The organism is Mycobacterium sp. DL440, assembly GCF_011745145.1.
GTDB lineage: Bacteria > Actinomycetota > Actinomycetes > Mycobacteriales > Mycobacteriaceae > Mycobacterium.
On the sequence record NZ_CP050191.1, the window covers coordinates 1864440 to 1887131 of the forward strand.

The window sequence follows — 22692 nt, forward strand, 5'->3', positions numbered from 1 at the left end:
CAAACCCCGACGTGGGAGAATGACAGCCGTGTTGCGATGGACCACAGCTGGTGAATCCCACGGCCGCGCCCTGGTGGCCATGCTCGAAGGGATGGTTGCCGGCGTGCCCATCACCTCCGAGGAGATCGGGGCACAGCTCAAGCGTCGTCGCCTCGGCTACGGCCGGGGCGCCCGGATGAAGTTCGAACAGGACCAGGTCACCATGCTGGCCGGGGTGCGTCACGGCACCACCCTGGGCGGGCCGATCGCCATCGAGATCGGCAACACCGAATGGCCCAAATGGGAGACCGTGATGTCTCCGGACCCGGTCGATCCAGGTGACCTCGACGTGGCGCGCAATGCCCCGCTGACCCGTCCGCGCCCGGGGCATGCCGACTACGCGGGCATGCTCAAGTACGGCTTCGACGACGCGCGTCCGGTGCTGGAACGTGCCAGTGCCCGCGAGACCGCTGCGCGCGTGGCGGCCGGCACCGTGGCTCGCGCCTTCCTGCGGGCAGCGCTTGGTGTCGAGGTGGTCTCGCACGTCATCTCCATCGGCGCGTCAAAGCCATATGACGGGCCGCCGCCGCAGTTCTCCGACCTGGAGGCGATCGATGCGAGCCCCGTCCGAGCGTTCGACGAAGCTGCTGAAACGTCAATGATCGCCGAGATCGAGGACGCCAAGAAGGACGGCGACACCCTCGGCGGTGTCGTCGAGGTCGTCGTCGCGGGTCTGCCGATCGGGTTGGGCTCGTTCACCAGTGGGGACAACCGTCTCGACAGCCAACTGGCCGCCGCCGTCATGGGCATCCAGGCGATCAAGGGCGTGGAGATCGGCGACGGCTTCGAGACCGCGCGACGGCGAGGCAGCGTCGCCCACGACGAGATGTACCCCGGCCCCGACGGGGTCTTGCGCTCGACCAACCGGGCCGGAGGTCTGGAAGGTGGCATGACCAACGGCCAGGCGCTGCGGGTCCGGGCCGCGATGAAGCCGATCTCGACCGTCCCTCGGGCCCTGGCCACCGTCGACATGGCCACCGGCGAAGAAGCCGTCGCCATTCACCAGCGTTCCGACGTGTGTGCGGTGCCGGCCGCCGGTGTGGTGGTGGAGACAATGGTCGCCCTCGTGGTGGCCCGCGCCGTGCTGGAGAAGTTCGGTGGGGACTCACTGGCCGAGACCCGCGCCAACATCGACGCCTACCTGCGGGCCGTCGCCGAGCGCGAGCCGGCGGCGCAGGCACTGGGCTGATGGCCCCCAAGGCGGTACTGATCGGCCTGCCGGGTTCGGGCAAGTCGACCATCGGCCGCCGGCTTGCGAAGGCGCTGAACCTCACGATGCTCGACACCGACGCCGCGATCGAAGAGACCACCGGCCGCACGATCGCCGACATCTTCGCCGGTGACGGCGAGGCAGAGTTCCGCCGTATCGAAGAAGAGGTCATCCGCTCGGCGCTGGCCAGCCACGACGGCGTGCTGTCGCTGGGCGGCGGCGCGGTCACCACCCCTGGAGTGCGTGCCGCACTGGCCGGTCACACCGTTGTATACCTGGAGATCAGCGCCGCCGAGGGGGTGCGCCGAACGGGTGGTTCCACGGTCCGGCCACTACTGGCCGGGCCTGACCGGGCCGAGAAGTTCCGTGCCCTGATGTCCGAACGGGTGCCGCTGTACCGTCGGGTCGCGACCATGCGGATCAACACCAACCGGCGCAATCCCGGCGCGGTGGTGCGCACCATCGTCACGCGGCTGGAAGACCCCCCGGCTCAGAAACAGGAGCAACAGCCGCGGACAGCCAAACGGCGCCGGCGCCGCCCGCCGTGGCGGCGTGGTCCGGCATCCGGATCCTCGTCCGGTTCCGAGGCCACCGGCGCCAAGCCCACATCCGGCACTGAATCGAAAGCCATACCCACCCCAGCGGCCCTGGCCGCTCGCAACGCGGAGCGACATGATGACTAACCCGGTAATCGTCGAGGTACTGGTGGACCGGCCCTACCCGGTCATCATCGGAAGCGGCCTGCTCGGCGAGCTGGGAAACACGCTCGAGGGCCGTCACAAGGTGGCGATCTTGAATCAGCCGGTGCTGACCCAGACTGCAGAAGCTATCCGGCAACACTTGGCCGACAAGGGAATTGAAGCCCACCGCATCGAGATTCCGGATGCTGAGGCGGGCAAGGAGCTGCCCGTCGTCGGCTTCATCTGGGAAGTGCTGGGGCGCATCGGTATTGGCCGCAAGGATGCGGTCGTCAGCCTGGGCGGGGGAGCGGCCACCGATGTCGCGGGCTTTGCTGCGGCCACCTGGTTGCGTGGCGTCGACATCGTGCACGTACCCACCACCCTGCTGGGCATGGTGGATGCGGCGGTGGGCGGCAAGACGGGGATCAATACCGATGCCGGCAAGAACCTCGTCGGTGCCTTCCATCAGCCGGCCGCGGTGCTGGTCGACCTTGCAACCCTGGAAACCTTGCCGCGCAACGAGATCGTCGCCGGGATGGCCGAGATCGTAAAGGCCGGCTTCATCGCCGACCCGGTCATCCTCGACCTGATCGAGGCCGATCCGGAGGCGGCGCTGGATCCCACCGGAACAGTGCTTCCCGAACTCATCCGTCGCGCGATCGCAGTCAAGGCGGAGGTGGTTGCTGCCGACGAACGAGAGTCGCAGTTGCGAGAGATCCTCAACTACGGCCACACCCTCGCGCACGCCATCGAGCGCCGCGAGCGCTACAAGTGGCGCCACGGCGCCGCGGTGTCGGTGGGGTTGGTGTTCGCGGCCGAATTGGGCCGGCTGGCCGGACGTCTCGACGACAAGACCGCTGAGCGGCACCGCTCCGTGCTGACCGCGCTCGGGTTGCCGGTCACCTACGACGGTGACGCCCTGCCCCAGTTGATGGATTACATGGCAGGCGACAAGAAGAACCGCTCGGGGGTACTGCGGTTCGTCGTGCTCGACGGACTGGCCAAGCCAGGCCGGTTGGAAGGCCCGGACCCCTCACTGTTGGCGGCCGCATACGCAGAAGTGGCGCGGGCCTGATCGCCCGCGCCACCTGCGCCTGAATTCTCCTCTGCCCGTGCGGGCAGGGGCTTGCTACTGCTTGGGCTGCTCGGGGTACTCGATGGTCTGAGTGGTGTCGTCGGCGGTCTCGGCGGCGCCGTTGGCGCTCACGGCGGCGAACACATCGGTGTCGGCGCGGTCGTCCGCGGCCAGGCCGTGGTGGCGTTGGCGGGGCTGCGGGGGAGCCTTGCGGTCCACCAGCCAGCGGCCCACGGTCACGCCGCCGACGCCGAGCAGGAACACCAGCAGCGCGGTGAACGCCGCGAAGGTGGTGATCTCGTTCAGCAGCGCATCGGTGTAGAGGCTCTTGTAGAAGACCCCGATGAACCACGCCACCGCGCCGCTGACGACGCCGGCGAACAAGCCGGCGACCAGCCAGGTCATCGCCATGTCGGCACGACGATCCGGATCCGGATTGGCACGTGCGTCAGACTGGCCGTCGATCAGACCCCAGATCAGCACGCCGATTCCGAACAACGTGACCAGCCCCAGACTGAACCAGGTGGCATTACCCGGCGAGGCATTGATCAGTGCTCCTTGCAATAAGCGCACGATGACCATCGCTGTTGCGAACACCACTCCGCGCAGTAACCACTTGCTCATGGGGGCACACTGTAGCGAGTAGCGTCAACGACCGTGACTATTTCCCAGCGCAGGGACCGGCTGCGGCGTCGACTGGCCGACTTGGGTCTGGACGCGATGTTGGTAACTGACCTGGTCAACGTGCGTTATCTGTCCGGATTCACGGGTTCGAACGCGGCCCTGCTGATCCTCGCCGAAGATGTCGTGCCGGTGCTGGCCACTGATGGGCGCTACCGCACGCAGGCCGCGCAGCAGTCGCCCGACGCCGAGGTGGTCATCGAGCGGGCCTGCGGGTCGCACCTCGCCGGGCGCGCCGCCCGAGCCGGCGCCCTGCGATTGGGTTTCGAGAGCCACGTGGTGACGGTGGACGCCTACACGGCCCTGAAGAAGGCGGCCGGCGACTCGGTCGAGTGGGTACGCGCGGCCGGCACGGTGGAGGCCCTGCGGGAGGTCAAGGACGCCGGTGAGATCGCGATGCTGCGGTTGGCGTGTGAGGCCGGCGACGCCGCGCTCACCGAGCTGTTGGAACGCGGCGGTCTGCGGCCCGGCCGCACCGAACGGGAGGTCCGCAACGAGCTCGAAGCCCTGATGCTCGATCACGGCGCAGACGGGCCGTCCTTCGAGACGATCGTGGCGACGGGCGCGAATTCCGCCATCCCGCACCATCGGCCGACGGATGCGGTGCTGGCCACAGGGGACTTCGTCAAGATCGACTTCGGTGCCCTGGTGGCCGGCTACCACTCCGACATGACGCGCACGTTCGTGCTGGGCCCGGCGGCCCAGTGGCAGCGCGACGTTTATGAGCTGGTCGCCGCCGCACAGCAGGCCGGGCGCGACGCGCTGGCCCCCGGCGTTTCACTGAGCGCGGTGGACGCGGCATCGCGCCAGGTCATCGCCGATGCCGGCTACGGCGACAACTTCGGTCACGGCCTCGGTCATGGTGTCGGACTGCAGATCCACGAAGCGCCGGGAATCAATGCCGCTGCCGCCGGTACACTGCTTGCTGGCTCTGCGGTCACCGTTGAGCCTGGTGTCTACTTGCCCGATCGCGGCGGTGTCCGGATCGAGGACACCCTGGTCGTCGGAGAGGCGATACCCGACCTGCTTACCCGGTTCTCCAAGGAACTGGCCATTTTGTGACAAAAGCTTAGGAGCTGCACCCTCATGGCATCGACTGCCGACTTCAAGAACGGGCTTGTCCTGCAGATCGACGGACAGCTGTGGCAGATCGTCGAATTCCAGCACGTCAAGCCGGGTAAGGGCCCGGCCTTCGTGCGGACGAAGCTGAAGAACGTGGTGTCCGGCAAGGTCGTCGACAAGACCTACAACGCGGGTGTGAAGGTGGAGACCGCCACCGTGGACCGGCGCGACGCCACCTACCTGTACCGCGACGGCAACGACTTCGTCTTCATGGATTCCGAGGACTTCAATCAGCACCCGCTGTCCGAGGCACTCGTCGGCCGCTTGGCCGACTTCCTGCTGGAGAGCCTGCCGGTCCAGATCGCCTTCCACGAGTCCGCCCCGCTGTACCTTGAACTGCCGGTGTCGGTCGAGCTGCTCGTCAGCCACACCGAGCCAGGCCTACAGGGCGATCGCTCCAGCGCCGGCACCAAGCCCGCCACCATGGAGACCGGCGCCGAGATCCAGGTCCCGCTGTTCATCAACACCGGCGACAAGCTCAAGGTCGACACCCGTGATGGCAGCTACCTCGGCCGCGTGAATGGCTGACCATGCCTGACCGCCGCGGTGACCGGGGCCGTCACCAGGCCCGCAAGCGTGCCGTCGATCTACTGTTCGAAGCCGAAGCCCGCGGGCTGACGGCGGAGGCGGTGGCCGATGGCCGCGCCGCGCTGGCCGAGGATCAGCCCGACGTCACGCCGCTCAATCCCTACACGGTGTCGGTGGCGCGCGGCGTCACCGAGCACGCCGCCCACGTCGACGATCTCATCTCGGCGCACCTGCAGGGTTGGACGCTGGAACGACTGCCCGCCGTGGACCGGGCCATCCTGCGGGTGGCGGTCTGGGAATTGCTCCATGCCGAGGACGTCCCCGAGCCGGTGGCAGTCGATGAAGCCGTCGAGCTTGCCAAAGAGTTGTCCACCGATGAATCGCCCGGGTTCGTCAACGGTGTGCTGGGCCAGGTGATGTTGGTGACCCCGCAGATCCGGGCCGCCGCCGCGGCTGTGCAAGGCGCGACCCCGGACAACTCCGAACAGTAGATAGCTGTCCCGAACGTCGGGCTCACCGGTGTATTCGGTGCCACGAGGACGGCCTGAGATTCGGGTCTCCGTCGCCGCGTACACCGGAAACCCCACTCGAGTGCGGCAATGACGCTGAAGGTTAAGGCCGGGCTGGCGGTACGTGTCGATTCCGCCCTGGTGGAACTCGATCACGTTGTACGCCTGCGTAGTTGAGTTGCATCGGACCTGTTCGTTGGGTCAACAGGCTTCCGGGGGAACGAGTAGTTCCTCGGGGTGGAAGTGGTGGTTGATGGTGTCTTGGCCGGTGTCCATCAGGGGCGGGGGATGCCAGTGGATGCGGCCGGTGTCTGGATCGACACTGGTGGTCCAGCCCAGTCCGACGAGGTGGTTGTCAGGACCGCAGCTCAGGGCGAGGGCGGGGGCGTCGGTGCGTCCGCCGTGTTGCCAGTCGGCTTCGGCGTGGTGCGCCTCGCAGTAGTCTGCCGGTGCGGTGCAACCCGGGCGGGTACATCCGCGGTCTCGGTTGTAGAGCAGGAGCCGTTGCGCTTTGGTGGCCAACCGTTTGGTGCGGGCCATGTACAGGGGCTCTGCGGTGTGGTGGTCGTAGACGATGAGGTAGTGGAAACTGTGCGATGCCAGCCGGATGAGGTCTGTCATCGGCATCCGGATGCCCGCCCCGGTGACGGCGATACCGGCTCCGGCTTCCAGTTCGGCCAGGGTGGTGGAGACGACCACGGTGACCGGGAGGCCGCCGTGCTGGCCAAGTCGTTTGGACATCAGTAGTTCGCGCAGCGCGGCTTTGAGTGCGTCATGGTTGCGTTGCGCCTGGGTTCGCGTGTCGCGGTCGGCGGCGGCCTGCTGCTGTTGCTGAGCTTGCTGGTCTGGCGATGTGGCGGTGGTGCGGGCAGCAGCCGCCTCGGCCTCAACGTCAGCGGCTTCGGCGTCTGGGGCGTCGGGAATGTCCAGTGGGCTGGGTGTCGGGTTGTGGACCGGTTGTGGGTCACTTGGGTTGTTGATGCCCGGTGCGCCCCACACGCCGGTGACCGTGGTGAGATATGACGCCGCCTCGGGATCGAGCCAGCCTTCGACATGTACCAACCCGTCGGCGTCCTGTTTGCCGATACACAGCCCACGCAGGTGTGCTGCGACATCGGGACTGTCGCCGTCCTGGTTCAGCAGGTACAGGAGTTTGTCGGCAGCGGCCTTGAGGGTTTCGGGAGTGTCGTGGGTCGCTGCGGCCACCAGGTCCGACTCGATCTGGGCGAGTTCGGCTGGGCCGACGTACTTTTCCGCTTCCACCACCGTGCGGCGGATGATCGTGATGTGTTCGGTGTTGATCGATCCTGACCGCAGCGCTTCCGCGCATGCGGGCAGCATCGGCTCCAACGCCTCGCCGGTGAGGCCATATCGCGGCCCGAGGTCTGCGGCCGCGGCCACTCTGCGCGACGCTTCCTTGCGGCTGATGCGCATCCGGGTGGCAAGGACGTCAGTCCATGACTTTCCACCGATCTCCCGTGGACTGGTCCGGGCCATCAGCGCCGACTGGATGCGGTGATCGACCGTCGCCTGCGCTCGGGCCTGTCGCTCGCGCTCGGACTGGATAGCCAGTAACTCCGCGGTGTCGAACCCGGTGAAATCAACGTTGACGAGCGTCGTGGTCGCTGCCAGGTGGTCGGCCAGCGCGGTCTGTACCGCGCCCCGGCTCTGCGTCAACCCGACCTTCATGTTTCGAACACTAGTGCGATTGACTGACAAGAATCCGCTCTTTGGGACCGATGTGGCCAATGTGGCCGAAGTTTTTTTGAGCCGGCCCAAACGACGTTTCAATCATCGCGATTTGTAAATTCTTGTCACGGCCGAGGTGGCGCAATGCGCGCTCGAGGGAGGGTTTCGCCAGGTACCGCACGTCAGTGGGCGGCGCAATCAGTTAACCTGCGCAAACGACAGATTCGCCGCACTGCGACACCCCTGAATCGCCGCTTACCGTGAGTTCGTGTCGTCGCAGCCCGAAGCCCATCCCGTATCGCTGCCGAGCCGTCGTGCGCGCGCCGATCAGGCCCGCCAGGTGGCCGACGTGCTGCGCCACCAGATCTACGAAGGCACGTATGACGGCGCGCTCCCGGCCGAGGCGGAGTTGGCCGCCGAATTCTTCGTCTCCCGCAACACCGTCCGTGAAGCACTCGCGGTCCTCAAGACCGAGGGTTTGATCGACCGCGGGACCAAGGTGGGCACGCACGTGGCGGCCCGCAAGTACGATCACGGCCTCGACGCGCTGGTGGGTCTGAAAGAGACCTTCAAGGACTACGGCGACGTACGTAACGAAGTCCGTGCCGTGCAGCGACTCTCGGCCCCGCCGGCGGTGGCCCGAAAGCTGGGACTCGAGCCGGGAACTCAAGTGGTCTTCATCGAGCGCCTGCGCTACCTCGCCGATCTACCGCTGTCGCTGGATCTGACCTACCTGGCTCCCGAAATCGGTGAGCAGGTGATCGGCCATCCGCTGGAGAGCAACGATATCTTCGCGCTCATCGAACGGGTCAGCGGGCGCCGTCTGGGTGGGGCGAGCCTTGCCCTGGAGGCGATTTCGGCCGACCCGCATTCCGCGGCGACATTGCAGGTGCCGGCCGGATCGGCGCTGCTGATGGCCGAACGGCTGACCATCCTGGATGATGGCACGCCCGTCGATCTGGAGTACATCAGGATGCGTGGTGACCGAATCGCCATGCGCGGCAACCTTATTAGGAGAGACGTATGACGCTGGTCAATCAACGCGCCGATGTCCCGGTGACCATCGACGAGTCCCTGTGTATCGAGGGTTGCACATTGTGCGTGGACGTCTGCCCGCTTGATTCACTGGCCATCAATCCCGAGAACGGCAAGGCCTTCATGCACGTCGACGAGTGCTGGTACTGCGGGCCCTGCGCGGCCCGCTGTCCCACCGGCGCCGTCACCGTCAACATGCCCTATCTCATCCGCTAGAGGACCCCAGTGAAAACAGCCCTGATCGCCCTGACCACCGGCCTGACCCTCGCCGCGGCCGGATGTTCTCTCGATTCGGCGACGAAATCCTCCGACACTGTCGATGTCGTCGTCGGCTACCAGTCCAAGACCATCAACACCGTCACCGCCGGAACCTTGTTGCGCGCCCAGGGGTACCTGGAACGCCGCCTGGCCGACATCACCACCCGCACCGGCACCAAATACAACGTGACGTGGCAGGACTACGACACCGGCGCCCCGATCACCGCACAGATGGTCGCCGAGAAGATCGACATCGGTTCCATGGGCGACTACCCGATGCTCATCAACGGATCCAAGACGCAGGCCAACGAACGCGCCAAGACCGAAATCGTGTCGGTCACCGGGTACAACCCGAAGGGCGCGCTGAACATGGTTGTGGTGGCACCGGATTCGCCGGCCAAGTCATTGACCGATCTGGCCGGTAAGAAGGTCTCGGCCAGCGTCGGATCGGCCGGCCACGGCATGCTGGTGCAAGCGCTCGGCAAGGCCGGTGTCGACGCCAAGACCGGTGTAGAGGTGCTCAACCAGCAGCCGCAGGTCGGCGCGTCGTCGCTGGAATCGGGTCAGATTCAGGCACTTTCACAGTTTGTCGCGTGGCCGGGGCTGTTGGTCCAGCAGGGCAAGGCCAAGCTGCTTTACGACGGGGCCGAGCTGAACTATCCGACCTTGCACGGCGTGGTGGTGCGCCGGGCATATGCGGCCGACCATCCGGAGGTCCTCGACGCCTTTCTTCAGGCCCAACTGGATGCCACCGACTTTCTCAACACCAAGCCGTTGGAGGCGGCCCGCCTCGTAGCCGAGGGCAGTGGGCTGCCACAGGAGGTTGTGTACCTGTACAACGGGCCGGGCGGCACCTCGTTCGACACCACGCTCAAACCGTCGCTGGTCGACGCGCTCAAGGGCGATGTGCCGTACCTGAAGTCGATCGACAACTTCGCCGATCTCGATGTGCCCGGTTTCGTGCAGGACGGGCCGCTGCGGGCGGCGTTCTCCGCGCGCGGCCAGGACTACGACAAGGCACTGAACTCGAAAGCCAACCCGTCGGGGCTGAGCGGTACCGACCCGGTCTGCCATAGCGCCGTCGACAATCCGGCCACCGCGGGCGAACTCTGGCTGGACGGATCGGACACCACCACGGCGGCGGCGACGCCGGTCTGCCTGCTCAAGGCGATCCGGCAGGCTGAAGGCGAGGGCAAGAAGGTCCGCGCCGCCTACGTCGCCGATGCCGAACTGGGTACCCGGTGGTTCGCCGAGAAGTCGGTGTGGGTGCGTCTGCCCGGATCGGACGCTGAAGGCTACCTACCGTTCGGAACCGAGGCCGGCGCCGAGCGCTACACCACGGCGCACCCCGGCGCGACGATCGTCGACTACCGGCAAGCGCTGGCAGGTGCGGTGTGACCACCACCGACGCCGCTCCGGCTGCGGTCAGCGACCTGCCGGCCGCGCCGGAGGGGGTGCGTACACGTCCCGCGACTTCGGTCTGGCGGCACCGCCTGGTGCGTCTGGCCTCGGTGGTCAGCGCGATTGTTTTGTGGCAGCTCTTGACCTCCAACGACGTGCGGTTAGGTCTGCGGTTCGACACTCTGCCCACTGTCACCGAAATCACTGCGGCCCTGGTGAACCGGCTGGGCACCCCGGAGTACTGGCTGGACCTCGGCCAGTCGCTGATCCGGATTCTCACCGGGTTCGGTATCGCCGCGGTGGTCGGGGTGATCACCGGAATCCTGCTGGGACGCACCGCGTGGTTCGCCGACATCTTCGGCCCGCTGACCGAACTGGCGCGGCCGATCCCGGCGATCGCCATCGTGCCGGTGGCGATCCTGCTGTTCCCCAGCGATGAGGCGGGAATCGTGTTCATCACGTTCCTGGCGGCGTACTTCCCGATCATGGTCAGCGTCCGGCATGCGGTGCGTGCCCTACCGACCATCTGGGAGGACTCGGTCCGCACCCTGGGCGGTGGTCGCCTCGACGTACTCCGTCAGGTGGTACTGCCGGGCATCCTGCCGGGGCTGTTCGGCGGCCTCTCGGTCGGAATGGGGGTGGCCTGGATCTGCGTGATCTCGGCCGAGATGATCTCGGGCCGCCTGGGCGTGGGCTACCGCACCTGGCAGGCCTACACGGTGCTGAACTATCCCGACGTGTTCGTCGGCATCATCACGATCGGTGTGCTCGGTTTCCTCACCGCCGCGGCGGTCGAGCTGATCGGTCGCCGGGCGACCAGGTGGCTGCCGCGTGGCGGGGAGGCGACGCGATGAGCGCAACATTGGCCGGCACGGGAATGCGGCTGGAACTCGATCGAATCCGGCTGTCCTACACCGGCACTCCGGTGATCGAGGACCTGAGCCTCACCGTGCAGCCCGGCGAGATCCTCGTGCTCACCGGTCCGTCGGGCTGCGGTAAGTCCACGCTGCTGCGCGCGTTGACCGGACTACTGCGGCCAGACGGCGGCCGGGTGCTGGCCGACGGCGATCCCGTCACCACCACCTCACGCGACCGCGGCATGGTGTTCCAGGACAGCGCGCTGCTGCCGTGGCGCACGGTGCGGTCCAATATCGAACTGGCCCTGCAGTTGCGGGGAGAACCGAAAGCCGGTCGTCGGGAGCGGGCCGATCGCTGGATCGCCGAAGTCGGTCTGTCCGGATTCGCCGACTTCCTGCCGAAGAGCCTCTCCGGAGGTATGCGGCAGCGGGTCCAGCTCGCCCGCGGGCTGGCCGGTGCACCCCGTGCGGTCATGATGGACGAGCCGTTCGCCGCGCTGGACACGCAGACCCGGGCGGCCATGCAGCGGCTGCTGATCGACACCTGGAAGGCCCATCCGACGACAATCGTGTTCGTCACCCACGACGTCGACGAGGCGCTCACACTGGGTGACCGTGTTGCCGTGCTCGGCCGCGCCGGGCAACCGTTACGCGCGCTCATCGAGGTGGGCCAGCCCCGAACCGACCATCCCGAACGATCCGCGCTGCGCGCCGAGATCATTGCCGCCCTGGAGCAACCGTGACTGAACTGACCGAGATCCCCGACGTAGACGACGCGATCCGGATCGACTGCGACGTGCTGGTGATCGGCGGCGGCACCGCGGGCACCATGGCGGCGCTGACCGCCGCCGAGAACGGTGCCCAGGTGCTGCTTTTGGAGAAAGCCCATGTTCGGCACTCCGGAGCGCTGGCCATGGGCATGGACGGCGTCAACAACGCCGTCATCCCCGGCAAGGCCGAACCCGAGGACTACGTCGCCGAGATCACGCGCGCCAACGACGGAATCGTCAACCAGCGCACCGTCTATCAGACCGCCACCCGTGGATTCGCCATGGTGCAGCGGCTGGAGCGGTACGGGGTCAAATTCGAGAAGGACGAGCACGGTGAGTACGCCGTACGGCGCGTGCACCGATCGGGCTCCTATGTGCTGCCGATGCCCGAGGGTAAGGACGTCAAGAAGGCGCTGTACCGGGTGCTGCGGCAACGGTCCATGCGCGAGAAGATCCGGATCGAGAACCGGTTGATGCCGGTACGCGTGCTCACTGATCAGGGCCGCGCGGTCGGTGCGGCCGCATTCAACACCCGTACAGGCGAATTCGTCACTGTGGCGGCGAAGGCCGTGATCCTGTCCACCGGGGCGTGCGGTCGCCTCGGGCTACCCGCGTCCGGGTATCTGTACGGCACCTACGAGAACCCGACGAACGCCGGCGACGGGTACGCCATGGCCTACCATGCCGGCGCCGAACTCTCCGGAATCGAGTGCTTCCAGGTCAATCCGCTGATCAAGGACTACAACGGCCCGGCGTGCGCGTATGTGGCCAACCCGTTCGGCGGTTATCAGGTCAATGCGCTGGGGGAGCGGTTCGTCGACTCCGACTACTGGTCGGGTCAGATGATGGCCGAGGTCAAGGAGGAGATCGAATCGGCCCGCGGACCGATCTACCTGAAGGTCAGCCACCTGCCCGATGAAACACTGTCCACGCTGGAGAACATCCTGCACACCACGGAACGGCCCACCCGGGGAACGTTCCACGCCAACCGGGGGCACGACTACCGCACCCACGATATCGAGATGCACATCTCCGAGATCGGTTTGTGCTCAGGGCATTCCGCGTCGGGCGTGTGGGTGGACGAGCATGCCCGCACCACGGTGCCCGGCCTCTACGCGGCCGGCGACCTGGCGTGTGTACCGCATAACTACATGATCGGGGCCTTCGTCTACGGCGACCTCGCCGGTGAGCATGCCGCCACGACGCTGACGGAAGTGGCTGCACCGGTTGAGCTTCCCGCCGATCAGGTGGCGCAGGCGCACGAGCTGATCTACCGCCCGCTGCGGCACCCGAACGGCCCGCCGCAGCCGCAGGTCGAGTTCAAGCTGCGCCGGTTCGTCAACGACTATGTGGCGCCGCCGAAGACCGCCACCAAGCTTTCGATCGCGGTACAGACCTTCGAGCGCATGGCCGTCGAGGTCGAGGGTATCGGGGCGCGTACCCCGCACGAGTTGATGCGTGCCGCCGAGGTGTCCTTCATCCGTGATTGCGCGGAGATGGCGGCCCGGTCCTCGTTGACCCGGACCGAATCCCGTTGGGGCCTCTACCACGAGCGCGCCGATCTGCCACAGCGGGACGATCAGGAGTGGCGCTACCACCTCAACCTCTACAAGGACGCCGATGGTGCCATGCAGTTCGTGAAGCGGCCCGTGGCACCGTATTTCGTCGCGGTGCCCGAGCTGGACCACCTGACTTCGCAGGATCCCGTGACAAGAGTCGAACAACCCCACCTGCACGGCGGCCGGGCTCCGGCAGCCGAGCACTCCCGGGTCCGCCCGACCTCATCCGTGCAGCCGCCGTCACCTCGCATCGTCGCGGTGCTGGCGTTGGAGGAGCCCACACTGGAGGATCTGAACACCTACCTGACCGACCGCGACGCCGGCGTGCGCCGTACCGCGGTGGCCACCCTCGTCGAGCATCTGCCCGACGGATACCAGCCCGCGCTGGTGGCCGCCCTGGCCGACGACGACGCCGAGGTACGGCGAGAAACCGCCGATGCGGTTCGCGAACTCGTCGAGGTCCTGCCCGACCCGGCTGCTTTCGTCGACCGCTTGGACTCCTCCGACCCGGTGGTCCGCGCGGCCACGGTGTACCTGTCGAGTTCCCGGCGCGTCGGCAGCGCCCAGGCGTACCGGGCCGCGTCGACCGACGTCGATCACCGGGTTCGGATCGAGGCGGTCCGAGCGCTGGTGTCGGTCGACGACCACGCCGGGGTCGCAGTGGCCACCACCGATGAGAACCGGGAGGTGCGGATCGCCGCGGTGGGCGGCCTGGCGACGCTGCGGGCCGGCGCCGACACGGTGCGGGTGGCGTTGGACGATCCCGATCCGCTGGTGCGGGCGGCGGCGCTGGCGTCCCTCGGCGCGGTCGGATGCACCGACGACGACGTGGTCAGCGTCGAGAAGGCGTTCACCGAATCGGCCTGGCAGATCCGCCAGGGCGCGGCGCGGGCGCTGGCCGGGGCGCTGCCCGAGGTGGCCGTCCCGACCTTGTCACGGGCGCTCGAGGATCAGCACCTCGATGTCCGCAAGGCCGCGGTGCTGAGCCTGAGTCGGTGGGCCGATTCGGAGACGGCGGCGCGTCAGGCGCTGACCGTGGCGCTGGACGACAGTGACGCCGATGTGCGCGCCTACGCGCGGCAGGCGCTAGCTGGTTGAGCGGCACCGCCGCTGTCAGAGTCCGATGTAGACCGACTTGGTATTGAAGTAGGCCTCGAGTCCCTTCTTGCCCCGCTCACCGCCCCAGCCCGACTGCTTGTGGCCACAGATCGGCATAGAGGGATCCGCCGCCAACGCGGAGTTCACCCAGATCTGGCCGCCCCGAAGGGAATTCGCAACGCGGTGGGCGCGGCTGAGGTTCTCGGTCCAGATCGCGCCGGCCAAGCCGTACTCGGTGTCGTTGGCGGCGGAGATTGCCTCTTCTTCTTCGTCGAACGGGATCACCGACCCGACTGGCCCGAAGATCTCCTCCTTGATCAGCCGCATGTCGGGGGTGGTGTTGGTGATGATGGTGGCCTCGTAGAAGTAGCCTTTGCGATCCATCGGCTTGCCACCGGTGATCACCTCGGCGCCGCCGGCCACGCCGTCGTTGACGATGCCCTCCACACGGCTCCGCTGCTTCTCACTGATCAACGGTCCCAACACCGAGGTGGGATCCTCGTAGCCGCCCATCGGCAGCATCTGGGCGAACGCGGCCAGACCTTCGACCACCCGGTCGTAGATCTTGCGCTGCACATAGATACGGGATGTGCAGGAACAGTTCTGGCCGGAACCGGCAAGCAACCCCATGCCGGCGCCCATGATCGCCTTGTCGAGATTCGCATCGTCGAACATGATCAGCGGCGACTTGCCACCGAGTTCCAACGTCAGCCGCTTGAGGTTGCCTGCAGCGGCCTTGACGATCAGTCGCCCCACCTCCGTTGACCCGGTGAACGCGATCTTGTCTACGTCCGAGTGCGCGGTGAGCGCCGCGCCGGTGGTCTCGCCGTACCCGGTGATGACATTGAGCACACCGTCGGGCAATCCTGCCTCGCGGAAGATCTCTTCGAGCTTCAGCGCGGACAGCGGGGTTTCCTCAGCCGGCTTGAGGACTGCGCTACATCCCGCAGCGAGGGCTGGGGCGACCTTGAGCATGGCGACGAAAAACGGTCCGTTCCAAGGGATGATGAGACCCACGACGCCGACCGGCTCGAGCTGGGTGAAAGTGTGATATTCCTCGAAGTGGCCGAGCAGGCCATCGGAGATGAGATTGGCCGACTCGCCGTGGATCTTGCCAACCCAACCTGCGTAGTAGATCAGCATTTCATTGGCGACCTTGATGATCTGCTGCGCAGCCATTGCGTTCATACCGTTGTCCCGCGCCTCGATCTCCGCGAGTTCCTCGGTGCGCGCCTTGATGATCTCCGCGGCGCGGAAAAGTACGTCGGCCCGGTGGGCCGCGGGCAGCTTGCGCCACACCCCTGATTCGAAGGTCTCTCGTGCCCGGGCCACCGCGGCATCGACTGCGGCCTGATCCGAATCGGGGACCTCCGCGATCTGCTCCTCGTTGGAGGGGTTGAACACCGGGATGGAGCTGCTCACTTGATCCGTCCTTTCGCCGAGTCGCTCTGCGGGGCAGACCTGGCACGTCGATTGCGAAAACTGTCGGTCTGCGCGCGAGGCCGCGGACAAACCACCGCGAGCTTATGCGCGTAAGCAGAAAGCGTAAAGAGGTTTCTACGACATCGAAGTTCGTCGTTACCGCTGCTAACGACCGGGCGGCGGCTTAATCTCGATGCGTGCGACTCGCCTGGCCGCTGACGGGGCGGTTGGAGGAGACCCGGCTGATCGACGCCGCGCTGGACTCCGCCGAACTGTCCGGGATCGTGATCTATGGCGCTGCCGGGGTCGGCAAGAGCCGTATTGCCCGTGAAGCGCTCTCGACCGTGGGCGCCAATGGCCATGAGACCCGTTGGGCGGTAGGGACATCGGCCGCCCGGGCGCTGCCATTGGGGACGTTCGCACGGTGGGTGGGAACCTCGGACGCCGACAGTGTGGCGCTGGTCGGCCGGGTGATCGACGGTCTCACCGGGTCATCCGACGGCCGGCCGATACTGGTGTGCGTCGATGACGCGCACCTGCTCGACGGGTTGTCGGGTTTCGTGTTGCAGCAGATCGTGCAGCGCGGTGCAGCCAAGCTCCTGCTGACCGTGCGGACAGGTGCACCAGTGCCCGCCGAGGTTCTGACCGCTTGCGAGCGTGGCCGGTTCGAGCGGTTGGACCTGCAACCCTTGTCCCGCGACGAGTCAGCCCAATTGCTGACCGCCGCGCTCGGGGGCCCGATCGACGGGGAAGCAGCGCACCGGTTGTGGCGGCTGACTCGCGGCAACGTGCTCTACCTGCGCAACATCGTCGAACAAGAAGTCACCCAGGGGCGGCTCGCTTGCGAGGATGGGTGCTGGCGGTGGACCGGAGATCCGGTGATACCGCCCGGGCTGGTCGAATTGATCGAAGCACGCATCGGTGCACTACCACCGTCGGTCAGCAAGGTCGTCGATGTGCTGGCAGTGGCCGAGCCGATCCAGCTGGATCGACTGATCGCGATCACCGACGCCGATTCGGTGGCTGCGGCCGAGACACGTGGTCTGATCACCATCGATTCCACCGAGCGGGAGGTCAGGGTCGCCCATCCGCTGTACTCCGAGGTGAGGCGCAACCGGGTGCCAGGTTCCCGGTTGCGCCGACTGCGCGGGCTGGTGGCCACCGCGCTCGGTGACCGGGATGACCACGACTCCATGCGGGTGGTGGTACGGCGGGCCACGCTGATGCTCGATTCGGATCTGCCGCTCGATCCCGACTTGTTGACCCGGGCCGCACAGGGTGCGGTGTGGCTTTCCGATCTGTCACTGGCCGACCGGTTGGCCCAGGGGGCGATCGAGGCCGGCGGCGGTGCAGAGGCGAATTTCATTCGGGCCCATGCTTTGTCGTGGCTGAGCCGGGGTGAGGAATCGGACGCGGTGCTCGACGCCATCGAGACCGCCGACCTCACCGACGACGGACGGGCCCGGCTGGCCTTCCTGCGGGCGTCCAACATGTTGTGGGCCCTGGCCGACCCGGCCGGCGCCAAGCGGCATGTCGATGATGCGGCGGCGGGCATCCCGGCGTCCGCCCGTGGCTGTACCGACGCGTTCTACACGGTGTACTGGGCCGCGATGGGTGATCCGGAACAGGCCTGGGCCGCATTCAGCCGGCTGGACCTGGAAGCGCTGCCTGCCATCGTGGGCGCGGTGACCGCGTGGGCCGTGGCGGCGTCATGCGGCGACGCGGGCCGCACCGACGAGGCCGTGGCAGCCGCCCAAGTCGGCTACCGCATCACGGACGGCTCCTTCGATGCGGCCCACACGCGGTTCGTCATCGCCGACGCACATATCGGTGCGCTGTTGCTGGCCGGGCGGATCCGCGAGGCACGCGAGGAGGCCGAGCGGCTCAGCCGGCAGGCCGCCGACCTGCCCGGCGCGGCACAGCTGTTCGGCATGGCGCTAATGGGTCGCACCGCGGCGTGGGCCGGACAGCTCGGCGACGCGGCGGAACTGCTGGATCCGGCGGTCGAAATGATGCGGGCAGCGGGGGAGACGAACGGATTCGGCTATCGCTTTCACCTGCCCAGGGCCACTGCACTGGCGATCAGCGGTTTGTCCGATGACCATTCGCTGGTCGAACTCGACGAATGTCGGCATCCCAGTTGGCACTACCTCGCCTACGAGCACGCCCTGGTGCGGGCCTGGGTCGCTGCGACCCAGGGGGCGATATCGGAGGCCGTCGACATCGCGCTCGATGCCGCCGACACCGCCGGGGCCAACCGTCAATTCGCGGCCGAGGTGTTGTGCCTGCAGACCGCGGCACAGTTCGGCGATCATTCCGGCACCCGGCGGCTCGACGCGTTGACCGGTCTCGTGGAGGGGCCGCGAGTCGGTGCCGCTGCTGCGCTGTGCCGGGCCCTGGCCCACGACGACGGTGACGGGTTGGCAGAGGCATCAACAGAATTCGAGGGGCTCGGCGATCTGGTGGCAGCGGCCGACGCGGCCGGTCGTGCGGCGGTGGCGTATCGACGCAAGGACATGCGCGGGTCGGCCCTGGCAGCGGCGACGCGGGCCACCGCACTGGCCGAAGCATGCGGTGGAGCGGCCACACCGGCGTTGCTCACCGCTGCCGAACGTCTGCCCTTGACGGACCGGGAACGCGAGATCGCGATGCTGATCGGCGCTGGGTTGTCCAGCCGGGCGATTGCCGACCGGCTACACCTTTCGGTCCGCACCGTCGAGGGGCACATCTACCGCGCGATGGCGAAAACCGCGGTGTCAACCAGGGCCGAGCTGATCGCGCTGCTGCCCCGACGGCACCGCCGCTGATTCGGGTACCGGGGTACTCACTCTGGTCGGGCGAAACCGTCGCATCCTGGATCGATGGCCGACGAGGGCGACTTGCATGAACGGGCGCTGCGGCAGCTGCCGTTGCCGTACTCGCTGGCATTGCGGTTGCGCGACGCCGGCGTGGCACGTGAGTTGGTGTGCGAGTACCTCAGTGTCGAGGAATCCGCGCTCGATGGCATCTACCGGATCGCTGAAGCCAAAATGGCCGCGGCACTGCAGTCAACTGCGAAATCCTGAACCGCTGGTGCTGTCTCGACCAGAGGACTACAAATCCAGCGCCTGATACGTGCGACGCACGAATCGGGGTTGTGCCATCTGAAGTTTCGCCGTCGAGGTGTTGCCGCTGACGGCGGCCGCATCCACCGAGAGATTCGGATGGTTCTGGATCAGGTAGATCAGGATCAGATCTGCCGACGGATCGGCCTGCCACCAGGTGCCGTAGGCGCCGGGCCAACTGAAAGTGCCCAATCCACCCGGGCCGAACAACTGGCGTGACTTCGCCGGATCGGTCACCACCGACAGGTTGAGGCCGAAGCCCCGGCCCACCCAGAACGGTGCCCCGAGGAACTGGTACTGCTTCTGTTCGGGGGTGAGCCGGTCGGTACGCATCACCCGTACCGATTCCTCGGACAGCACGCGCACCCCGTCGACCGTCCCGCCGGCCAACAACATCCTGGCGAACTTCAAATAGTCGTCGGCGGTGGAGAACAACCCTGCTCCGCCCGTGCAGAACGGGGGATCGGTGATCGGCGCCGGCCCCATCACATCGTGGTTCAAGGTGTTGTCGGCGGTCAGCTGGTACATCGTCGCCGCCCGTCGCCGGCCGGCCGCGTCGACCGAGAACCCGGTGTCGACCATGCCCAGCGGCGCGAAGACCCGTTCAGACAGCACCTGGGCCAGCGGCTTGCCCTCGATCCGGGACAGCGCGATCCCGAGCACGTCGGTGGAGTGGCTGTAGGTGAGGCGTTCACCCGGCTGATGGGCCAACGGCAGCTTGGCCACCTCGCCCAGCCAGCGGTCCTGGTCCTGGCGCAGCGACAGCTTGCCGTAGGCCGATGCCAGCGGGCCCAGGACCGAGAACACATAGGCCAGGCCGCTGCGATGGGTCATCAGGTCGTCGAACGTGATGGGCCGCCGCGCAGGCTCGGTGAGGTCCAGAGGGCCGCGCGTCTCGCGCAGCACACGCATGCCGGCCAGTTCGGGCAGCCATTTCGTGACCGGCTCGTTCAGCGCGAACTTGCCCTCCTCCACCAGCGTCATCGCCGCGGCCACCGTGACGGGCTTCGTCATGGAGGCGATCCGGAAGATGGTGTCGGGCTGCATCGGCAGCCCCGCGTCCACGTCGCGGTGGCCCAGGGCATTGACCTGGAGGATCCGGCCCGCCTGCCACACCAGAGTCACCGCACCGGCGAGCAGACCGGCGTCGATGGCCTCACGGATGGACGATTGATTGCCGTCGAGGTTCACCCGCGCCAGCCTATCCAGCGGCGCCGACGCCATCCGCGCTGCCTCCGTGCGTCACCGGCGACGCCAGCGCCGGCGCGCCCTGACCACGCTCGACCAGTCCTGGTACCCGAGCCGGCGGGCGATCTCGTAATGCGGGATCAAGCGGTCACGTAGGAGATTGTCAGCGACGCTCCTGCGCACCTCGTCCAAAACTGCCCGATAGGTGGTGCCCTCCCGCTCGAGGTGCCGGCGCAATGTCCGCGACGCGTAGTGCAGGTGCAGCGCGACGTCGTCCAGCGTGAGGTCGAGAGACGACTGGTCGAGTAGATGTGCGCGCACCTGCGCGGCGACACCGGTTCGGTGTAACCGCTCGGCGCGGATACGGTCGCAGTGGGCGACCATGAGCCGGGTCGTGTGCGCGTTTGCCATCGGCGGCGCCAGGTCGAGATATCCGGCGTCGTAGACGATCTCGTTACGGGCGCATCCGAATGACACCGGAACCCGGAAGTAATCCCGGTAGACATCCGGGTCGCCCGTCACCAGATCCGCCGGGAAGGCGAATCTGATCTCGCGCAACGGGACCGCGTCGACGTCGGGGAATGTGTCGTGCTGAATCTGCATGACCGCGGTCAGATCACGTTCGATGACGAACCTCCGGATACCCTCGGGCATGTCACCGGCATCGAAGGCCAGGACGTAGTGGTCATCGTCGATGCGGGCCGTCATGGTCGAGAAGGCGAAAGTCAGCATCGCGTAGTACAAGCCTCGGTGGACCGTGTCCCGCACGCTGGCCGACGCGGCCAGGAGATAGCCCAGATAGCCGTACGCGGTCAAGTGGTAGCGGCTGCCCAGTTCCACCCCCGAACCTGGATTGTCGGCCGAAACAGCGGCCAGGTTGCGGATCACCGCCAGTTCCTGGCTGGCCTCGACGACGGTGTCTGCGTCATCCAACGCGGTGACGTCCAGGTGCGAGCCGGCCAGCGCCGACTCGGCCGGGAACCCGCGCTGTGCCGCCCACTCGCACATGATCGCGACCGAAACAGCTGTGCGCGGGTGGTCCCAGGGGTCCGTCATGGCCGCTATGACCCGGTTGGTCGACTGCAGGGCCGGGGAGCCGGGGAGGGCGTCCTGATCTGCGGGTTCAGTGGCGACAGAGGTCATGCCGGCCAGTTTTGCCGACCCGCGAGACCCGGTCAACGGGCTCAGAATCCGCCAAAATGGCCGGAAATGTCGAGTTGTGGCCGGGGCGGCCCTGTCCTTGGACGAGCCACCGCTCTACGGTTCGGGATAGTGATTCACATCTCAGTCCGTCTGAGATTGTGTCCGGCGGCACGCAAAGAGGGGCTCTGGTGAAAGTAAAGGCTGCTGTCGTCGAGGAGGTCGGCGCACCCTGGACGATCTGCGAGGTTGACCTGGGAGACCCGGTCGCCGGGGAGGTTCAGGTGAAATTGGCTGCGTCGGGCCTGTGCCATTCGGACGCGCACGTTGTCGCCGGCAGCAGTCCGGTGCCGTTCATGCCGGTTCTCGGTGGGCATGAGGGCGCCGGTGTCATCACCAAGGTCGGCCCCGGTGTCACCGGGCTGGAACAAGGCGATCACGTGGTACTCGCCTTCATACCGGCATGCGGCACTTGTCCGTCGTGCGCGAGCGGTCTGCAGAACCTGTGCGACGAGGGAGCCGGGCTGCTGACCGGGCAGGCTGTCTCGGACAAGAGTTACCGGGTGACCCGCGATGGCCGGCCGGTCATCCAGATGTGCCTGCTCGGCACCTTCGCGCCGTACGTCACGGTGAGCCAGACCTCGGTCGTCAAGATCGAGAAGGACGTGCCATTGGAGGTGGCCGCGCTGCTGGGCTGCGGTGTCTCGACCGGTTGGGGCTCGGCAACCGAGATCGGTGACACCCGTCCGGGCGACACCGCCGTGGTGATGGGCATCGGCGGCGTCGGGATCAACGCAGTGCAGGGCGCGCGGTTCGCGGGTGCCCGGTTCGTCGTCGCGATCGACCCGGTCGACTTCAAACGAAAGAAGGCGCTCGAATTCGGCGCCACCCACACATTCGCCTCGGTGGCGGACGCCGCTGCCGAGCTGCCCGACCTCACCTGGGGAGCGATGGCCCAGGTCTCGATCATCACCGTCGGTGAGATCAAAGGCGAACACATCCAGCAGGCGCTCAGCCTCACGGGTAAGGGCGGACAGGTAATCGTCACGGGCATGGGCGATTTCACCCAGTCGACCGTCGACCTCAACCTGTTCGAGCTGACCCTGCTGCAGAAGCGGGTCCAAGGCGCGGTGTTCGGCGGTGTCGGGCCCCGCACCCAGATCCCCAGGCTGCTCGCTCTCTACCGCTCGGGCAATCTCAAGCTCGACGAGCTGGTCACCACCCGCTACCGCCTGGAAGACATCAATCAGGGCTACCGGGACATGTTCGACGGCAAGAACCTTCGCGGTCTCGTCGTCTACTCCGACGCCGACTACTGAACCGACCC

19 protein-coding genes and 1 pseudogene are annotated in these 22692 nt (G+C 66.9%); 15 read left to right on the plus strand and 5 right to left on the minus strand.

Annotation, left to right across the window (positions count from 1 at the left end; all coding sequences use genetic code 11):
* Positions 1-28: 28 nt before the first annotated feature.
* The 3 genes and pseudogenes from aroC (at position 29) to aroB (ending at position 3004) form a co-directional block, all read left to right on the plus strand.
* Positions 29-1228 carry a chorismate synthase gene (gene aroC / locus HBE63_RS09255; RefSeq protein WP_166909580.1) on the plus strand — a complete coding sequence of 400 codons (1200 nt, stop codon included), beginning with the start codon at positions 29-31 and terminating at the stop codon, positions 1226-1228.
* A pseudogene (locus HBE63_RS09260) lies at positions 1228-1734 on the plus strand (shikimate kinase); the annotation flags it as partial. The gene aroC and the pseudogene HBE63_RS09260, both read left to right, overlap by 1 nt.
* A 190-nt stretch (positions 1735-1924) precedes the next feature.
* Positions 1925-3004: a 3-dehydroquinate synthase gene (aroB, locus tag HBE63_RS09265; RefSeq protein WP_166904486.1), complete on the plus strand. Its 1080-nt coding sequence runs from the start codon at positions 1925-1927 to the stop codon at positions 3002-3004.
* Between the two features lie 54 nt (positions 3005-3058).
* On the opposite strand, the gene HBE63_RS09270 is transcribed toward aroB, so the two are convergent.
* Entirely contained in the window at positions 3059-3628 is a 570-nt protein-coding gene (locus tag HBE63_RS09270; RefSeq protein ID WP_166904487.1) for a B-4DMT family transporter, read from the minus strand.
* A 33-nt stretch (positions 3629-3661) separates the two neighbouring features.
* Here HBE63_RS09270 and HBE63_RS09275 point away from each other — a divergent pair, with 33 nt between their 5' ends.
* From HBE63_RS09275 to nusB, 3 genes are read left to right on the plus strand one after another with little or no spacing between them, the layout of a single operon-like run.
* Complete coding sequence (locus tag HBE63_RS09275) at positions 3662-4747, plus strand: aminopeptidase P family protein (protein WP_166904488.1); 1086 nt, start codon at positions 3662-3664, stop codon at positions 4745-4747.
* Between the two features lie 24 nt (positions 4748-4771).
* Complete coding sequence (efp, locus tag HBE63_RS09280; protein WP_166904489.1) at positions 4772-5335, plus strand: elongation factor P; 564 nt, start codon at positions 4772-4774, stop codon at positions 5333-5335.
* Between the two features lie 2 nt (positions 5336-5337).
* Positions 5338-5826, plus strand: a complete 489-nt coding sequence (gene nusB / locus HBE63_RS09285) for a transcription antitermination factor NusB (RefSeq protein ID WP_166904490.1) — start codon at positions 5338-5340, stop codon at positions 5824-5826.
* Between the two features lie 219 nt (positions 5827-6045).
* On the opposite strand, the gene HBE63_RS09290 is transcribed toward nusB, so the two are convergent.
* Positions 6046-7533 (minus strand): HNH endonuclease signature motif containing protein, encoded by a 1488-nt coding sequence (locus HBE63_RS09290; protein ID WP_166904491.1) that lies wholly within the window; start codon positions 7531-7533, stop codon positions 6046-6048.
* Positions 7534-7801: 268 nt separating this feature from the next.
* Between HBE63_RS09290 and HBE63_RS09295 the strand changes: the two genes are divergently transcribed.
* From HBE63_RS09295 to HBE63_RS09320, 6 genes are read left to right on the plus strand one after another with little or no spacing between them, the layout of a single operon-like run.
* The gene (locus tag HBE63_RS09295; RefSeq protein ID WP_243858580.1) at positions 7802-8560 is read left to right on the plus strand and encodes a GntR family transcriptional regulator; all 759 of its coding nucleotides are present in this window, start codon (positions 7802-7804) and stop codon (positions 8558-8560) included.
* Positions 8557-8784 (plus strand): ferredoxin family protein, encoded by a 228-nt coding sequence (locus HBE63_RS09300; RefSeq protein ID WP_003880761.1) that lies wholly within the window; start codon positions 8557-8559, stop codon positions 8782-8784. Before HBE63_RS09295 ends, HBE63_RS09300 begins: the two co-directional genes overlap by 4 nt.
* A 9-nt stretch (positions 8785-8793) precedes the next feature.
* On the plus strand, positions 8794-10224 hold the full coding sequence (locus HBE63_RS09305; RefSeq protein WP_166904492.1) for an ABC transporter substrate-binding protein: 1431 nt from the start codon (positions 8794-8796) through the stop codon (positions 10222-10224).
* Positions 10225-10280: 56 nt separating this feature from the next.
* Positions 10281-11081: an ABC transporter permease gene (locus tag HBE63_RS09310; protein WP_371815018.1), complete on the plus strand. Its 801-nt coding sequence runs from the start codon at positions 10281-10283 to the stop codon at positions 11079-11081.
* Entirely contained in the window at positions 11078-11827 is a 750-nt protein-coding gene (locus tag HBE63_RS09315) for an ABC transporter ATP-binding protein (RefSeq protein WP_166904494.1), read from the plus strand. The genes HBE63_RS09310 and HBE63_RS09315 overlap by 4 nt, the downstream gene beginning before the upstream one ends.
* The gene (locus tag HBE63_RS09320) at positions 11824-14511 is read left to right on the plus strand and encodes a fumarate reductase/succinate dehydrogenase flavoprotein subunit (RefSeq protein WP_208301331.1); all 2688 of its coding nucleotides are present in this window, start codon (positions 11824-11826) and stop codon (positions 14509-14511) included. Before HBE63_RS09315 ends, HBE63_RS09320 begins: the two co-directional genes overlap by 4 nt.
* Before the next feature lie 15 nt (positions 14512-14526).
* On the opposite strand, the gene HBE63_RS09325 is transcribed toward HBE63_RS09320, so the two are convergent.
* Positions 14527-15933 (minus strand): aldehyde dehydrogenase family protein, encoded by a 1407-nt coding sequence (locus HBE63_RS09325; RefSeq protein ID WP_166904495.1) that lies wholly within the window; start codon positions 15931-15933, stop codon positions 14527-14529.
* Positions 15934-16130: 197 nt separating this feature from the next.
* Between HBE63_RS09325 and HBE63_RS09330 the strand changes: the two genes are divergently transcribed.
* Both HBE63_RS09330 and HBE63_RS09335 read left to right on the plus strand, forming a co-directional pair.
* Positions 16131-18740 carry a LuxR family transcriptional regulator gene (locus HBE63_RS09330; RefSeq protein WP_166904496.1) on the plus strand — a complete coding sequence of 870 codons (2610 nt, stop codon included), beginning with the start codon at positions 16131-16133 and terminating at the stop codon, positions 18738-18740.
* A 54-nt stretch (positions 18741-18794) separates the two neighbouring features.
* Entirely contained in the window at positions 18795-18998 is a 204-nt protein-coding gene (locus HBE63_RS09335) for a hypothetical protein (RefSeq protein WP_166904497.1), read from the plus strand.
* A 27-nt stretch (positions 18999-19025) separates the two neighbouring features.
* On the opposite strand, the gene HBE63_RS09340 is transcribed toward HBE63_RS09335, so the two are convergent.
* Both HBE63_RS09340 and HBE63_RS09345 read right to left on the minus strand, forming a co-directional pair.
* A complete protein-coding gene (locus HBE63_RS09340) occupies positions 19026-20228 on the minus strand; it encodes a serine hydrolase (RefSeq protein WP_166904498.1) in 1203 nt (400 codons plus the stop codon).
* Between the two features lie 51 nt (positions 20229-20279).
* Positions 20280-21368, minus strand: coding sequence for an AraC family transcriptional regulator (locus tag HBE63_RS09345; RefSeq protein WP_166904499.1), 1089 nt, complete (start codon positions 21366-21368; stop codon positions 20280-20282).
* A gap of 188 nt (positions 21369-21556) precedes the next feature.
* Between HBE63_RS09345 and HBE63_RS09350 the strand changes: the two genes are divergently transcribed.
* Positions 21557-22684 carry an NDMA-dependent alcohol dehydrogenase gene (locus tag HBE63_RS09350; RefSeq protein ID WP_166904500.1) on the plus strand — a complete coding sequence of 376 codons (1128 nt, stop codon included), beginning with the start codon at positions 21557-21559 and terminating at the stop codon, positions 22682-22684.
* The last annotated feature ends 8 nt before the right edge of the window (positions 22685-22692 follow it).